Source organism: Gloeobacter violaceus PCC 7421 (assembly GCF_000011385.1).
GTDB lineage: Bacteria > Cyanobacteriota > Cyanobacteriia > Gloeobacterales > Gloeobacteraceae > Gloeobacter > Gloeobacter violaceus.
The window spans coordinates 1713089-1728498 of record NC_005125.1 but is presented as its reverse complement, the minus strand read 5'-3'; the positions used below and the strand labels follow the sequence as shown (position 1 = coordinate 1728498).

The following is a 15410-nucleotide window of genomic DNA, read 5'->3' as shown; positions in this document are numbered from 1 at the left end:
AAATGGCGACAGCTATACCTTGGAAATTTTCGACGACAAAGATCAAAACAGCGCGTCGATGCCGACGTTGACGCCGAAGCCGGGGGCGTCCAGGGTCGTGCCGTGCTCGCGGTAATTGGTGTTGAGCACATTGTTGACGTTCACCCGCAGCGTTGTCGCGCCGCTGAGGGGAAAACCGGCCCGCAGGTTGGGAACGACGAAGCCGGGGGTGCCGTTTGGGTTGATGCGCGTATCGGTGAGGTTATTCTCCGAAAGCCGTCCCTGGTAGGTGGCGTAGCGTAGGTAGGGCTCGATGTAGGCTCCCGCCGTCGGTTCAAAGCGAACGCCCAGCACGCCGTTAAAGGGCGGGATCACCGTCTCGCCCACCAGGGGCGCTTCCGCGTAGGTGAAGGTGCCGGTGGCAAAGAGCGACCAGACATCCCCGAGACGGTAGCGCCCGCCCAACTCGATTCCCCAGATGGTCTCGTTGTCGCGGTTGACCGACTGGAAAACCTCAGAGGTGCTGCCGTCGGAGTTGACCACGGTACCCACGCTCTGCGAGGTGATCCGATCGGTGTAGCGGCTCCAAAACCCGATCACTTCGCCTTTAAAGTCACTGCCTGCCCAGCGCAGACCGCCGTCGACGGAGAAAACCTTCTCGGGGTTGAGGCTGGAATTGGGGAGGTTGATGTCGCTGGCGCGCCGCTCCCCGGCGTTGCCCAGGTCGTTGATGTTCGGAGCGCGAAAGCCCGTACCCAGATTCATGACAAACTGCAGCTCCCGCTCAAAACGATACAGAAAACCGGCATTGGCGGTGAGCGCCTCGAAGCGGCGGCCGAAGCCGGAACTGTTGGGGCGCACGGCACTGAAGGGAACGGATACATCCACTAGCGAATAGCGCAGCCCAAGCAGGGTCTTGAACTGGGTACTCCAGTCGATCTCATCCTGCACAAATAGACCGTACTGGTTGAATGTCGAGCCGTCGACGTAGCGCGAACCGTTCGGGTCGGGGATGGTACCGGTTGTGTCGTTGCGTATCGATCGGGTGCTGCCCACCAGGTCGAAGTAGGCCTCCGCGCCGTAGGTGAAAACGTTATTGCCCCAAGTGCTCTTGAGCACCGCCGAGGTGCCGATCAGATCCGAGAAGTTGCTCTCCAGGGTGATGTCGGGGCTCGGGGTGCCGCTGCCGTAGTCGGGAAAGCTCGGCCGGGGCCGGGCAAAATTGCGCTGGAAGCGATCGTCCTGGATCTGCTGATAACCCAGACGCACGCGCACTTCGTCTAGCCAGGAATGATTAAAAACCGCCCGGTACTCGCCCAGGAAGAAGGTGCGCCCCTGGGGCGAAAAGCCGCGCTGGGCAGAGGTGACGTTCTCGCCATAACCCTGGATGATCCCGTCCTGGCGCTGGACGGTCGGGATGCGGCTGTACTGGGTGGTAAGGGTCAAAAACTGGTTGTCCGCCAGGCGCACTTCCCCTTTGAAATTGGCGCCGTAGTACTCGTAGCCCGAGCGGCCGATGCGCGCCGTGGGATTGGGGAAGATCACCTGCAAGTCGGGAGCGGCCCCAACGGCCAGATCGCCGAAGCTGCGGTAAGTGAGGCCCATCATCGCCCACGCACGCTCACTGCCGCCCTGGTACTGAAAGTACGTGCTGCTCCCTGCCGGGTTGGTGTTGTAGTCGGTGTGCAGGCGAAAGGCGGGTTCGCCCGCTTTGAAGCTCGGAGTGATCACGTTGGTGGCCCCGCCCATGGCATCCGAACCGTAGAGCGTCGAAACCGGTCCGCGTACAATCTCGATTTGATCGATGAAGAACGGATCGACCAGGCTCTGGTACTGAACGTTCGGGCGCGCGAAAGCGGGCGAAAGCCGAAAGCCGTCCACCAACAACAGCACATCCCGGCCGGTCGCTCCCCGGATCACGGGCGATCCGGCGCTCGGGTTGGTGGCGCGCACGTACACGCCCGTCTCGCCGCGCAGCAGATCCGCAAGATCCGTCTGGGTTCGCTCTTGAGCCTGGGCGCTAGGGACAATCGTGGTCGCCGTCGGCACGTCGAGAATGGGCTCGCTTCTGCGCGTGGCGGTGACGGTGACCGCAGGCAGCAGATCGCTGTCGTTGCCGGGACTCGTGGGCTCGGCGGGCGAAGCATCACCGGAGGACTGGACCAGCAGATCGCCGGCCCGGGTGCTCATGTCCGGCAGCAGGTCCGCGACGGTGGGTAGAGCGAGGCTGGGTACTGCCGGGATCCAACCGTAGGCTATGGCGAAAAGCAGCCAATTCCAAGCCGGACGGGCGCGCGCTCTGGAGTGACGTTCGGTGCTCACCTGATGCCGAGATCCTGTGACCTGGGAATTATCACTCAAAGAGTATATGCGTGAAAGTCTCCGGCAAGCCGAGAAGCAGTCCGGGAACGCTCAAAACGGAATGTCTTCGTCATCGTCGATGTCGCTCACCTCGGCGGCGCCGGGCTGGGTGGCACCCGGCAGCTCCTCCGCTTCGCCGTCGAAACTGATCACCTCGCCGTTAAAAAATTCGGCGAGGCCGCGGGCGGCGCGGTCGAGTTCGTCCGGTTCCTCGTCGCTGAGCGGCGGCTTTGCCGCGCTCGGCGGCGCGACGGTCGTCGGAGAAACAGGGGTTACTTCAGGAGGTGCCGGCGGGCTAAAACTCACCGGTGGCGGAGTGTAGGCGGCCGACTGGGAAGAGGCAACCGCAACGGCCGGTGCGGCAGCAGGGGCTTTGCCGATATGGAACTGCACTTCGATCGGCCGGCCCAAAAATTGCTGGAGCACTTCCTGAATCTGCTTGAGGCGCCGGGGCTCGCTGGCCCGCTTTACCAGGGGCTCGGTGGTAAAGCCGATGACCAGGCGCTTGGGAGTCTCCTCCAGCCAGAAGCTCGAAGACATCAAGCTCTGGGTCGGCTGGGGAATCAGGCGGATCCACTCCGGCCACCGCTCGCGCAGGCCGGTGCCGTCGGGGGTGGACCCCGACGGTCTGGCCGGCCGGTGAATGGCTGCCGCCGGTTCAATCGACGGGGGTGGAACTTGTGGGCGCTGGGGCGGAGTTGGCTCGACCGGCGGTTGCGGTACGGAGTTGGGCCGCTCCTCGACCCCACGCGGCGCAGCAGGAGGCGGTGGGGTCGGCCGCTCCTCAGCCGGGCGCGGCGGCGGGACCGGGACTGGAGCGGCGGGTCTGGCCGCAGCCGGGGCGAGTGCAACCGGCTGATTTTGGCTGGGGGAAGCCAGCAGTCCCAGCAACCCCACCTCCAGCCACAGCCTCGGTTGGGTGGAGGTTTTGATCTGCGGTTCCGCCTGGCGCAATCGCTCCTGCAGCGCCAGCAGCTGCGGAATACTCAGGGTCTTAGCCCGCTCGCACATCTGCTGCCAGCTCGCGGCGGTCACCGCCACCAGATCCCGCCGATCGGGGGCGGTGTGGGCGATGAGCAGATCCCGGTAGAACCCGAGCAGATCCTGCAGTACCTGCAAAGGCTCCTTACCGCTGTCGAGCAACCGGCGCACCTGCTCGATGAGCCGCGTGCTGTCCCCGGCCTGGATGCACTCGCCGATGACGAGCAACTCCCGCTCGGGAACCGCCCCCACCAGTTGCCAGATCCGTTCTGCCCCGATAGTCCCTTCGAGCAAAGCGAGTTGATCGAGCAGACTCTCAGCGTCGCGCAATCCCCCCTGGGCAATCTGCGCCACCAGTTCGACCGCTTCGTGCTCGATGTCGATGTCCTCTTTCCAGGCGATCTCCTCCAGATGCTTGACCATGTCCGTAAGCGGGATACGCCGAAAATCGAAGCGCTGGCAGCGCGAAATCACCGTGGGCAACACTTTTTGGGGATCGGTAGTAGCCAGTACAAAGGTTACATGCGCGGGGGGCTCCTCCAGCGTCTTGAGCAGGCAATTGAACGCTGCAGAGCTGAGCATATGAACTTCGTCAAGTATGTATACTTTTTGTCTGCTCTGGACCGGAGCGAACTGGGCGCGCTCGATGAGTTCGCGGATGTTGTCGACGCCGGTGTTCGAGGCGGCGTCGATCTCGATGACATCGAGGGCGCTGCCGGTGGCGATGGCCAGGCACTGTTCGCAGCGCCCGCAGGGGTCGGGGGTGGGACCGTGGATGCAGTTGAGGGCCTTGGCGATCAACCGGGCGGTAGTGGTTTTACCGGTGCCCCGCGAGCCGGTGAATAAATACGCATGGGCGATGCGACCCGCTTTGAGGGCGTTGGTGAGGGTGGTGACGATCGGTCCCTGCCCCACCACATCACCGAAGCGCTGGGGGCGGTATTTATGGTGCAGGGGCTCGTAGGCCATGGCAAGGACCGGTGGAAAGTTCCATTATGACCACTGGCGGCGGGCCGCCCTTCAACCGTCAGGATCGACGCCCAGTTCGCGCAGGCGCCGCTCCAGAACCTCAGCTCTTTGTCGCTCCTGCTCGGCTCTTTGTCGCTCCTGTTCGGCGCGCTGCTGCTCAAGGCGCAGTTGCTGCCGGGATTGTTCGAGCAGTTCGCCTGGGGTGGGGTAGCGGTTTCCCCGCTCGTCGTACCAGTAGAGCCACTCGCGCGTCACCGCCCGGAAAGTGCCGGCTTCCCGCCCGAGGGCAAGCTGCAACTGCGGTATCCAGACTGGCCCCTCAGTCGGTTGCAACTGGTAAGCCCCATCCACCAGCCTGTAAACCTCCAGCGGCGCGTGCCGCCGTCGCCGCCGGGGGCTCAAGCTCGGGTCGTATACGGCGTAGCAGGGCACGCCCAGGCGCGCGTACTGCTGCAGTTTCTTGTCGTACTCGCCCCGGTAGGTCTGGGAGACCACCTCCAGCACGAAGCAGGGGACGATGCCGTTTTCTTCCCAGAGCACATAGCTCGGGCGCAAATTCTCATCGATGACCCGCTCGACGCCCAGGCTGATGAAGCCGTCGGGGACGATAGCGGGCAGCTCGGGGTCGTAGTAGACGCCCATGTCGATGGCAAACAGCCAGTCGCGGCGCTCCTGCCACAGCTCGTCGAGAATCGAGCGCAGCAGTACGGGAATCAGTTCCTGCAGTTCGTTATCCACGGGGGCATCGTCGGAGTCGGGAAGCTCCGCCGAGGAGGGCAGAGGGCGGGTGGGATCGTAGTACCACATGGCTTTTGGTCGCGCGCTTGCTTTCATCTTATGGGGCTGCGTGCATTTGTCCACCAACCCGCCCGCCGCCGGACACTACCCATCAGATTATGCACGGCATTTAAACTGCCTCACTCTCCGATACACTTGCAGCCCAACGACCAGCCAGCCCCATCGCCGCAGTCGACACGCGTCGTGCAGGCCCTGGAAGAATAAACCGATCCCACCCACCAAGCCTCGTTCCCAACCATGCCGCTAAGTCCGGGGGGTGTCGGGGGGGTGGCACCCCCTCGACGCGGGGAGGTTGGAGAGCGCGAGAGGGGAACCCGAAGGGGGTTCCGCCTCTCGCTCCACAGACTGTCGTGCCACACCAACCGCCGGGTGTCATGGCAAAAACCCTCGACCATCAAGGTTTCCAGACAACTTGCCGTCGTTGCCCGGGCAACGAAAAAAACCGCCCTAACCGCCGGTGCCTTCGAGCCGAGCGAGGGCTGCGCGGGCTTGCTCGGCTCCGGCCGCATCCCCTTCGGCTTCGAAGCGCTCCGCCGCCTGGCGCAGCATCCGGGTTGCCTCCTGCGTCGCGATGCCGCGCTCCAAAAAAAATAAACCCTGGGCCAGAAGCGCAGCACCGCCTGCCTGGCCTTCAAGCTGCACTAGCCCCGGTCTGCCGTCGCGAAAAAGAATCACATTGCCCTTTTCATTGGCGGCGTACCAGGCAAAGGAACCGCTCGCATCCTGAAAATGGTGCTCGGCGCGCTGAAGCCTGAAAGTGCTCACATAGCGGCTGTTGGCGCCGTAAAGATCCAAAAGCCGTCCACCTTCGCGCAGATGGGCCATCCCCATCCGACCGCCGCCCAGATCAACGGCATATTTGGGACGGGTCTCCGCCAACAAAGGCCATTGCAACAGCAAACACATCCCCAGGGCCAGGGCCAGCTTTTTTTGCATGGGATCATCCTTACCGAGCTGAAAGGTAGGGCTGAAGCGAAGTCGCTCCGCAAGCCCACTTCAACCGTCGCAAAGCGCCCTAAGCCCGATATGAAAAGCAGATGAGAGGTTATTCAGGCAGCTGTAAAGGCAGCGACACCGCCCGGCCGATGCGCGGCTTCTCGCGGGTGCGCTCCAAAAAGGCGATCACCTGCTCCTCGACACCCAGTTCGCGCAACTGCCGGCCAATGCGCTCGAGGTGTGCGTCGTACTGGGCTTCGCTCAGGGCAAAGGTTCCCTGCCCCAGGTAGCGCCACATCACCTGCAAATACAGGCGATCGCCGCGGCGAAATAGTCGAACGTCGTAGGGTCTTCCCCACTTGCGCTGCAGAAAATCCCGCAGTTGCGTGCCTGTCATCGCTGCATCAACCGTGGCCAACCTCAACGATAGCCGCCTTGCGCTCTGGGAGCTATATCCCGCCTGTGACTACTGTTGCTCCTGGGCAAGCGAAGCCTGGGGCGACGGGCGGTAGGCCTGCACCTGCCCCACCCCGTGCAGGCGCAGAATCCTGGCAAGCGTCGGGCGCAACTGGGCGCGCTCGACGATGCGATCGACAAATCCGTGTTTGAGCAAAAACTCCGCAGTCTGAAACCCTTCGGGCAATTTCTGGCGCAGAGTCTGCTCGATAACGCGGCGACCGGCAAAACCGATCGTGGCCTTGGGCTCCGCCAGGATAATGTCGCCCAGCATCGCAAAACTTGCCGTCACGCCGCCGGTAGTTGGGTTGGTGAGCACTGAGACGAACAGCTGCCGGTCGGAGCGGTGGTTCTGCAGTGCCGCACTGGTGCGGGCCATCTGTACCAGCGAGAGCACGCCTTCCTGCATGCGCGCCCCACCCGAGGCGCACACCAGAATCGCCGCCCGCCGCTCGGCGGTGGCCCGCTCGACCAGCCGGGTGATCCGCTCACCCACCACCGAGCCCATGCTGCCGCCCATGAACCGAAAATCCATCACTCCAAGGGCGATCGGCCGACCTTCGAGGGTGGCAAGCCCCGTGACGATGGCGTCGGAAAGCCCAGTCTTCTCGCGCGCCTGGGCGAGGCGCTCGGGGTAGCTCTTGATGTCGTTGAAGCCAAGCGGATCGTTGGCGAGCAGATGATCATCGGTGGAAACCCAACTGTCGGGGTCCACCAGTTGGGGGATACGCTCGGGAGCACCCACCCGCTCATGGTGACCGCAGGCCGGGCAGACGCACAAATTGAGCTGAAAATCTTTGGTGTAGTGCAGCGCAGCGCACGAAACGCACTTGGTCCAAAGACCGTCGGCGATCTCGCGCTGGCGCTCTTCTTTGCTGAGCCGGCCATTCTTGCGCCGGTCCTTAAACCATTCGATCAGATCCATAGAGTGCTCTCCAAAACCGGGCGCCAGTGTGAAAGCCGTACCGCGTCATTATACCTACTTTTGCAATGGCGTCCGGTTTGTCAACGGTGGTTTTACAGATTTGTACCGCAGCCGCCTCCGAGCCGCACCGCCGGGTCGGTGTGCAGATCCCGCGACGGTTCGTAATTGTTGATGGCGTCGATGAGCATGCGCAGGCGTCCGAAGCTCGCCCGGTCGAAGTGGAGCACCAGCCTGGGGAGCGGGTGGGCCTTGTCGTTTTCTTCGCGCGCGAGCGCCGGGCTTTTGGCGATCCGCCCTTGGTCGAGGATGTCGTAAAAGTGGTCGTTGAGCGATTCGACAAACCCGTCGGACAATTCCTGCTGCAAGCGAATGACCAGCTGCGAGCCCACGTAACGGCTGGAATGGTAGACGCGATAAAATTGACAGATGTGGTCGCAGGCAATGTCGATGTCGTCGGTGATCCGGTAGAGATTGACGTCGGCGGGCGAGATAAGGCCGCGGCCCAACAGCTGCGTGCGCAAATAGGCGTCCCAACTTTGCCAGTAGTCGCCCCCGGGCAGGTCGACCATCACCAGGGGCAGCATCGCCGCCTTGCCCGTCTGCAACAGCGTCAGCACCTCGAAGCACTCGTCCTGGGTACCCAGACCCCCCGGAAACAGGGCAAACCCGTCCGTCTCCCGCACAAAAAACAGCTTGCGGGTGAAGAAGTACTTAAAGTGAATCAGCTTGGCGTCGCCGTCGATGTGGGGGTTGGCTCCCTGCTCGAAGGGCAGACTGATGTTGAGGCCAAACGATTCTTCGGTGGAAGCCCCGGCGTTGCCCGCTTCCATCACACCGCCCCCGGCGCCGGTCACCACCATGAAACCGCGCTCCACCACCCGGTGGGCAAAGGCGCGGGCGTGCTCGAAGATGGCGGTGCCGGGGCCGGTGCGCGAGGAGCCGAAGATCGCCACTTTGCGGCGGTTGGCGTAGGGTGCAAAGATCCGAAACGCCTGCTCCATGTCCTGCAGGGCGTTGTTGATAATCTTCCAGTCGAGGCGGGTGCGCTCCGGAGCGTTGCTGATCTGCACAATCTGCTGCAAGGTCCGGGCAATCAGCTCGCCGTGGGGATGGTCCGCAAGCCGTTTAAGAAGGGTATCGAGTTCGCGGGATAAGGCAGTGGGACGTAGGGTATCCATGACTACCATGTTATGGGAAATCCAGCCCCATCGGCCCGCCGATTTGGTGGCCGGGGATCGCTGCTACTTGCCCATGCCCAATTGCTGGGCTTTCTGATAAACCTTGCCCTCGGTCAAAAGCGAAGGGGCGACGACGACCTCGACTTGCTGCATCTCCTTGAGATCTTTGGCCCCGAGGGTGCCCATCGAAGTCTTGAGCGATCCCAGCAGGTTGTGGGTGCCGTCGTCGAGGCGCGCCGGTCCGCGCAGGATCTCGGCGAGGGTGCCGGTGGTGCCCACTTTGATGCGCGTGCCGCGGGGCAGCACCGGGCTTGGGGTGGCCATGCCCCAGTGGAAGCCGTTGCCGGGAGCCTCGGCCGCCCGGGCGAAGGGCGAGCCGATCATCACGCCGTCGGCACCGCAGGCGATGCACTTGCAGATGTCGCCGCCGGTGACCAGGCCGCCGTCGGCAATCACCGGCACGTAGCGGCCGGTCTGGGCAAAATAATCGTCGCGGGCCGCGGCACAATCGCTAACCGCCGTCGCCTGGGGAATGCCGACACCCAGCACGCCGCGGCTGGTGCAGGCGGCCCCCGGGCCGATCCCCACCAGCACCGCCGCCGCCCCGGCCTGCATCAAATCGAGGGCGACTTCGTAGGTGACGACGTTGCCCAGCACCACCGGAATGGGCATCGCAGCGCAAAATTCGGCCAGATCGAGCGTTTCGTGGCTCGACAGGTGGGCGGTGGAGACCACCGTCGCCTGCACAAAAAAGAGATCGCAACCCGCCTCGGCGGCGATGGGACCGTACTGCCCGGCCACCTGCGGCGTGGCGGAGGCGCAGGCGATGCCCCCTTGCGCTTTGATTTCTTCGATGCGACGGCGGATCAGTTCCGGCTTTACCGGCTCGGCGTACAGTTCCTGCATCAGGCCGACGAACGCTTCTTTGCCCACCGAGGCGATGCGCGCAAGCACTTCGGTCGGATTCTCGTAGCGCGTCTGCACCCCCTGGAGGTTGATGACGCCCAGGGCGCCGAGCCTGGAGAGCTCGACGGCCATCTTCACATCGACCACGCCGTCCATGGCCGAGGCGATGATCGGGATCTCGCGGGTGACGTTGCCGATGGTCCAGCCGGTATCGGCCAGATCGGGATCGAGGGTGCGCCGCCCCGGCACCAGGGCAATTTCATCGATACCATATGCGCGGCGAACGGTCTTGCTCCGTCCAATTTGTATATCCACAGCCTCGTCTCCCGCCCGGCAGCACCTATTTCCCAACCATAGCAAGAATCGTTCGCGATCCCAAAACCCCTCCAGGCCGACAGGACCGGGAGGGGATCACCGGGGAATTGAAACTACTTGATGCTGGCTTTGGCGCCGGCTTCTTCGAGTTTCTTCTTGATAGTCGCGGCGTCGTCTTTGTTGACGCCTTCTTTGACCGCCTTGGGGGCCGCTTCGACCAGATCCTTGGCTTCTTTGAGGCCGAGGCCGGTGATCTCGCGGGCCACCTTGAGGATGGCGATCTTCTTGTCGGCGGGCACTTCTTCGAGCATGACGGTGAACTCGGTCTGCTCCTCGACCGGCTCGGCCGGGGCGGCGGCGGCGGGGGCGCCGGGCATCACGCCGGGCATCACCATCATGCCGCCCCCGGCGGGCGCCTCGGCCTTGACGCCAAAGACTTCTTCGATGCCTTTGACCAGTTCGGCCGCCTCCAGCAGGCTGAGGGCCTTCAGATCTTCGAGAATTTTCTCGACGCGTTCGCTTGCCATGGTCTATCTCTCCTGTAAGTCGATGGTTGCTTCAAGCGGCAGCTTGCGGCTGCTGCTGTTCTTCTTTTTGTTTTCTGAGCGCTTCGAGGACCCGGGCCAGGCCGGCGGGCACTTCGTTGATGCCCACGGCCACCTTCGTCGGCACCTGGTTGATGCCCACGGCGATCTTGGTCGGCAGCACCTTGAGGGCACCGGCAAACTGGGCCAGAAGCACCTCCTTGGGCGGCAGGTCGGCAATCGCCTTGAGGCCGTCGAGGGTGACGAGGGTACCGTCGACGACCGCGCCGCGAAACTCGGTTTTTTTGGTCTCGCGCGCGAAGTCCTCGTAGGTCTTGAGCATCTCCTTGAGCTTTTCGTTGCCGAAAAGAAAGGCCGAAGGACCCGCCAGCAGCGGATCGATGTTCCGCCAGGCCGTCTCGCGGGTAGCGACCCCCATCAGGGTGTTCTTGGCCACCACGCAGGTGCCGCCGTGCTCGCGCATGCGGCGGCGCAGGCCGGTGATTTCGGCGACGCTCAGACCGCGATAGTCGATCACCATCACCACCGAGCTTTTCTCCAGAAGTTTCTGGAGATCGCCTACGAGCGCTTCTTTGACTGGTCTTTTTCCCACTGGTTCTCACCTCCTTGGGTTGGGCAAAAAAATCGCCCCGCCGATATTCGAAGCGAGGCGCAAAGGGAAAAAGCCTGGAGGCGTACTTCCCATGTGCCAACCTCGGCAGGCTGATTAAGCGTCAAGGCCCCTGCTGTCTTCGGTCGCGGATTCGGTTGAAAAACTGGGCCCTAGGCGGCGCCCTCCAGCTTGAGGTCGCGCAGGGCGTTGATGTCGATTTCGATCGAAGGCCCCATGGTCGACTTGATATGAAAAGTGCGCCAGTAGCGGCCCTTGGCCCCCGACGGCTTGGCGCGGTCGATCGCATCTTGGACCGACTTGAGATTGTCCATCAGCGCTTCGGGGGTGAAACTTACCTTGCCGAAGGGGATGTGGACGATACCGGTGCGGTCGGCGCGAAATTCGAGTTTGCCCGCTTTGAATTCGCGGATGGCGCCCACCAGGTCCATCGTCACCGTGCCGCCCTTGGGAGAGGGCATCAGGCCGCGCGGACCGAGCAATTTTCCGAGGCGGGCCACCTGGGGCATGATGTCCGGGGTGGCGATCATCAGGTCGAATTCCATGAAGCCGCCCTGGATGCGCTCGATGAGCTCTTCGGATCCCGCGATGTCCGCCCCGGCCTTCTCGGCTTCGCGCACCTTCTCGCCCTTGGCCAAGACGGCGATGCGGATGGCTTTGCCGGTGCCCCGGGGCAGAACCACCGTCGAGCGCACCTGCTGGTCGGCGTACTTGGGGTTGATGCCAAGTCGGATGTGGGTCTCGGCGGTCTCGTCAAATTTGGCGTTGGCGGTCTGCTTGAGCAGTTCGAGGGCCTTCTGGGGCGCGTAGATAGTCTGGCGGTCGACCTGCTCGCGCAAGGCCTTGAGGCGCTTGGACAACTGGACCATGGTTTCCTCCGTGGGGTCGTAGCGGGAAAGCATTCCCTGCCCCGATAAGAGACTAGTCGGCGATGACGATGCCCATGTTGCGGGCGGTGCCGGCGATGATCTTCATCGCCGCCTCGACGTCGTTGGCGTTGAGGTCGGGCAGCTTCTGCTCGGCAATCTGGCGCAGTTGGGCGCCGGTGATCGTACCTGCTTTTTCTTTGTTGGGCTTGCCCGAGCCCTTCTCGACGCCCGCCGCCTTGGTGAGCAGCACCGACGCCGGTGGGGTCTTGAGCACGAAGGTGAAGCTGCGATCTTCAAAGACCGTGATTTCGACCGGGATCACCATGCCCACCTGATCGGCGGTGCGGGCGTTGTATTCTTTGCAGAACATCATGATGTTCACGCCGTGCTGACCGAGGGCCGGGCCGACGGGAGGAGCAGGGTTCGCCTTGCCGGCGGGCAAAGCCAGCTTGATCTTTGCTGAGACTTTCTTGGCCATGGTGGTGCGTCGAAATGGAGATGCGCGCCTGCGCGAAGGCACAGTCTTGTATTGTTACCCATCGGGCCTGTATTCGGCAAGGACCAGTTTTTTGCTTCGCGCTTCGCGTCCCACGCGCGGCCGTTGCCGCCCGGGGGGCGATACGGTATCTTGACACCGCACGCTCATGTGGGGGAACGGTGAAATGGCGGACTTGATCGTGGTGGGTTACGACGACGAGCACCGGGCGGAGGAAGTACGGTTGGCGCTTGCCAAGCTGCAACAGGAATATCTGATCGACCTTGCCGATGCAGCGGTCGTAGTCAAGGACAGCGAAGGGAAAATCAAGCTCAAGCAGGCGGTCAACCTGCCCGCTACCGGAGCCCTGAGCGGCGGCTTCTGGGGATTGCTCATCGGGGCGCTCTTTCTCAACCCCTTGTTGGGGGTAGCAGTAGGCGCCGCCTCTGGGGCACTTGCCGGGGCGCTCTCGGACGTGGGCGTCGACGACAACTTTATGCGCGAGTTGTCGGAAATTCTGCCCCCGAGTAGTTCAGCGTTGTTCGTGCTGGTGCGCAAGGTAACCCCGGACAAGGTGCTCGCCGAAGTGAGCAAGTACGGCGGCCGGGTGCTGCGTTCTTCCCTCAGCAAAGAGGACGAACGGGCGCTGCAGGAGGTGCTTACCAACCGCGGGCTGACTCCCGCCTCTACCACCGTTCTGGGCACCACTCCCGCTCCAGGCTCCACCGCCGCTGGCGAGTAAACGGCTTACCCCCCCCGCCTTCCTGGCTTTGGTCGCTGAGCAGATTGCCGTCGGTCGCAATTTTGAAGCCGGGGGCGGTGTAACCCTTGGGCAGGTAGTCCTCCGAGATCGTGCTGTGGTTGCCGTCGCGCAACGCCGTGTAGCGCGGAGAGAGAATCTTGATGCCCGCGGCGTTGCAAAAATCCTGTACGTTCCGGTGCAGTGATGATCCCCGAAGCGCCGCCGATCTTGCGTGACGCCGCCGCCGTCGTTGGGCGGGTTGTCTCTAAGAATTTGTAAAGCGCGAGACACCAGGATTTCGGGGTATCGCAGCGTCCTTGTCCAGCCGGAGGGGGGCTGGTATTTTGTTAGGGCTGTCCTCCGGCAAGAGTCTTGGTCCAGGGAAAGCTTGAGTTCAGAGCAAACCCTTAAATTGAAGGAGACGGGCATGACCGGAAGCCTACTTGACCAACTGCGGCAGATGACCATCGTCGTCGCCGACACCGGCGACATCCAGGCCATTGAGCAGTTCACACCGCGCGACGCCACCACCAATCCTTCGCTGATCACCGCCGCCGCCCAGATGCCGCAGTATCAGCAAATCGTAGACGACACCCTCAAGCAGGCGCGCGCGGAGCTGGGTCCCGAGGCGAAGGCCGCGGCGGTCGCCACCCTCGCCTTCGACCGGCTGGCGGTGGCCTTTGGCCTCAAGATCCTGGCCATCGTCCCCGGGCGGGTCTCGACCGAAGTCGACGCGCGCCTGTCCTACGACACCGAGGCGACGATCGAAAAGGGGCGCTCACTGATCGCCCAGTACGAAGCGGCGGGCATTTCCCGCGAGCGGGTGCTCATCAAGATCGCTTCGACCTGGGAGGGTATCCGCGCCGCCGAAATTCTTGAGGACGAAGGCATCCACTGCAACCTGACGTTGCTGTTCGGTGTGCACCAGGCGATCGCCTGCGCCGAGGCGGGGGTGACCCTCATCTCACCTTTCGTCGGTCGCATCCTCGACTGGTACAAAAAAGAAACCGGCCGCGATTACGAGCCCCACGAAGATCCGGGCGTGGTCTCGGTGACGACCATTTACAACTACTACAAAAAGTTCGGCTACCAAACCCAGGTGATGGGGGCGAGCTTCCGCAACATCGGCGAAATCGTCGAACTGGCCGGCTGCGATTTGCTCACGATCTCTCCAAAGCTTCTCGAACAACTGCAGGCGACCGACGCAGAACTCGTCCGCAAGCTGGATCCGGACCAAGCCGCTGGCCTGGAGATCGAAAAGATCGACATGGACCAGGCGACCTTCGAGAAGAGGCACGCCGAAGACCGCATGGCTTCTGAGAAGCTCGACGAGGGCATCAAGGGCTTCACCAACGCCCTGGTGGCCCTGGAGAAGCTGCTCGCCGACCGTCTGGCGCGGCTGGAGGGTGAAGTGGCCCTCAACCAGGCCTTCGAAAGCATCTTCCGCACTTTTGATCTCGACGGCGACGGGTTTATCACCCGCGAGGAGTGGATGGGCACCGACGCGGTTTTTGATGCCATCGACCTCAACCATGACGGCAAGATCACAGCGGAGGAATTGGGGGCCGGGATCGGGGCCGTCTCGAAACTGGCGTAGGTGATGTCTCCAAAGCAGTCCGACTGTGATAGCCACCACGGAGCGAGGGTCTTTCCATGGCTCACCTCATCCTTATCCGGCACGGCCAGAGTCTTTGGAACGCCGCCAACAAATTTACCGGTTGGGTGGACGTTCCCTTGAGTGAGCGCGGCCGGGCGGAGGCGACGATCGCTTCTTGCAAACTTCGGGATTATCGGGTGAACGTCTGCTTCACCAGCATGCTGATGCGCGCCATCGAAACAGCGGTGATTACCCTGACCGAGTGCGACGATATCTGCGGCGGCAAAATCCCAATCATCAAACACGAAGCCGACGACGAGAACTGGCACGGCTGGGACAACTACGACGGCGACCCGGCGGCGGAGTTGCCCATCTATCCCACCGCGACCCTGGACGAGCGCTACTACGGCGATCTGCAAGGCCTCGACAAAGCCGAGACGACCGCGAAGTACGGCAAGGAGCAAGTCCAGATCTGGCGGCGCTCCTACTCGGTGCGCCCCCCCGGCGGCGAGAGCCTGGAGGACACGCGCAAGCGCGTCTACCCCTATTTCACCAACCGTATCCTGGGCCATATCAAGCAGGGGGACAACGTGCTGGTGGCTGCCCACGGCAACTCCCTGCGCTCGATCATCATGATTCTTGAAACCCTCAGCGAGGAAGAAGTGCCCAAGGTGGAGCTGGCCACCGGGGTGCCGATCGTCTACGAACTCGACAAAGCGGCCCACATGCTCAGCAAGGCCGTGCTCACCAACTGACCCCCCACCACCC

Annotated in this window: 15 protein-coding genes and 1 other annotated feature; of the genes, 3 read left to right on the top strand and 12 right to left on the bottom strand. The window is 62.9% G+C overall.

Annotation, left to right across the window (positions count from 1 at the left end; genetic code table 11):
• Positions 1-42: 42 nt before the first annotated feature.
• From GLL_RS08375 to rplK, 12 genes are all read right to left on the bottom strand, one after another.
• Positions 43-2301 carry a TonB-dependent receptor plug domain-containing protein gene (locus GLL_RS08375; RefSeq protein WP_011141609.1) on the bottom strand — a complete coding sequence of 753 codons (2259 nt, stop codon included), beginning with the start codon at positions 2299-2301 and terminating at the stop codon, positions 43-45.
• A gap of 90 nt (positions 2302-2391) precedes the next feature.
• Positions 2392-4290, bottom strand: a complete 1899-nt coding sequence (locus GLL_RS08370) for a DNA polymerase III subunit gamma/tau (RefSeq protein ID WP_011141608.1) — start codon at positions 4288-4290, stop codon at positions 2392-2394.
• Positions 4291-4341: 51 nt separating this feature from the next.
• Positions 4342-5097: a Uma2 family endonuclease gene (locus GLL_RS08365; RefSeq protein WP_011141607.1), complete on the bottom strand. Its 756-nt coding sequence runs from the start codon at positions 5095-5097 to the stop codon at positions 4342-4344.
• 438 nt (positions 5098-5535) lie between these two features.
• A complete protein-coding gene (locus GLL_RS08360; RefSeq protein WP_011141606.1) occupies positions 5536-6024 on the bottom strand; it encodes a hypothetical protein in 489 nt (162 codons plus the stop codon).
• Positions 6025-6133: 109 nt separating this feature from the next.
• Complete coding sequence (locus GLL_RS08355; RefSeq protein WP_011141605.1) at positions 6134-6421, bottom strand: DUF3067 family protein; 288 nt, start codon at positions 6419-6421, stop codon at positions 6134-6136.
• Positions 6422-6490: 69 nt separating this feature from the next.
• Positions 6491-7405 (bottom strand): acetyl-CoA carboxylase, carboxyltransferase subunit beta, encoded by a 915-nt coding sequence (gene accD / locus GLL_RS08350; protein WP_011141604.1) that lies wholly within the window; start codon positions 7403-7405, stop codon positions 6491-6493.
• Between the two features lie 92 nt (positions 7406-7497).
• Positions 7498-8592 (bottom strand): LOG family protein, encoded by a 1095-nt coding sequence (locus GLL_RS08345; RefSeq protein WP_011141603.1) that lies wholly within the window; start codon positions 8590-8592, stop codon positions 7498-7500.
• Positions 8593-8646: 54 nt separating this feature from the next.
• Positions 8647-9804 (bottom strand): GuaB3 family IMP dehydrogenase-related protein, encoded by a 1158-nt coding sequence (locus GLL_RS08340; protein WP_011141602.1) that lies wholly within the window; start codon positions 9802-9804, stop codon positions 8647-8649.
• A 113-nt stretch (positions 9805-9917) separates the two neighbouring features.
• On the bottom strand, positions 9918-10331 hold the full coding sequence (gene rplL, locus GLL_RS08335; RefSeq protein ID WP_011141601.1) for a 50S ribosomal protein L7/L12: 414 nt from the start codon (positions 10329-10331) through the stop codon (positions 9918-9920).
• Between the two features lie 31 nt (positions 10332-10362).
• Positions 10363-10941, bottom strand: a complete 579-nt coding sequence (rplJ, locus tag GLL_RS08330) for a 50S ribosomal protein L10 (RefSeq protein WP_011141600.1) — start codon at positions 10939-10941, stop codon at positions 10363-10365.
• Positions 10942-10958: 17 nt separating this feature from the next.
• Positions 10959-11102, bottom strand: a sequence feature (ribosomal protein L10 leader region).
• 9 nt (positions 11103-11111) lie between these two features.
• Positions 11112-11828: a 50S ribosomal protein L1 gene (rplA, locus tag GLL_RS08325; RefSeq protein WP_011141599.1), complete on the bottom strand. Its 717-nt coding sequence runs from the start codon at positions 11826-11828 to the stop codon at positions 11112-11114.
• 52 nt (positions 11829-11880) lie between these two features.
• Positions 11881-12306, bottom strand: coding sequence for a 50S ribosomal protein L11 (gene rplK / locus GLL_RS08320; RefSeq protein ID WP_011141598.1), 426 nt, complete (start codon positions 12304-12306; stop codon positions 11881-11883).
• 184 nt (positions 12307-12490) lie between these two features.
• Here rplK and GLL_RS08315 point away from each other — a divergent pair, with 184 nt between their 5' ends.
• From GLL_RS08315 to GLL_RS08305, 3 genes are all read left to right on the top strand, one after another.
• Positions 12491-13045, top strand: a complete 555-nt coding sequence (locus GLL_RS08315; RefSeq protein ID WP_011141597.1) for a DUF1269 domain-containing protein — start codon at positions 12491-12493, stop codon at positions 13043-13045.
• 427 nt (positions 13046-13472) lie between these two features.
• Positions 13473-14642, top strand: coding sequence for a transaldolase (locus GLL_RS08310; RefSeq protein ID WP_011141596.1), 1170 nt, complete (start codon positions 13473-13475; stop codon positions 14640-14642).
• Between the two features lie 56 nt (positions 14643-14698).
• Complete coding sequence (locus GLL_RS08305) at positions 14699-15397, top strand: 2,3-bisphosphoglycerate-dependent phosphoglycerate mutase (protein ID WP_011141595.1); 699 nt, start codon at positions 14699-14701, stop codon at positions 15395-15397.
• Positions 15398-15410: the final 13 nt, after the last annotated feature.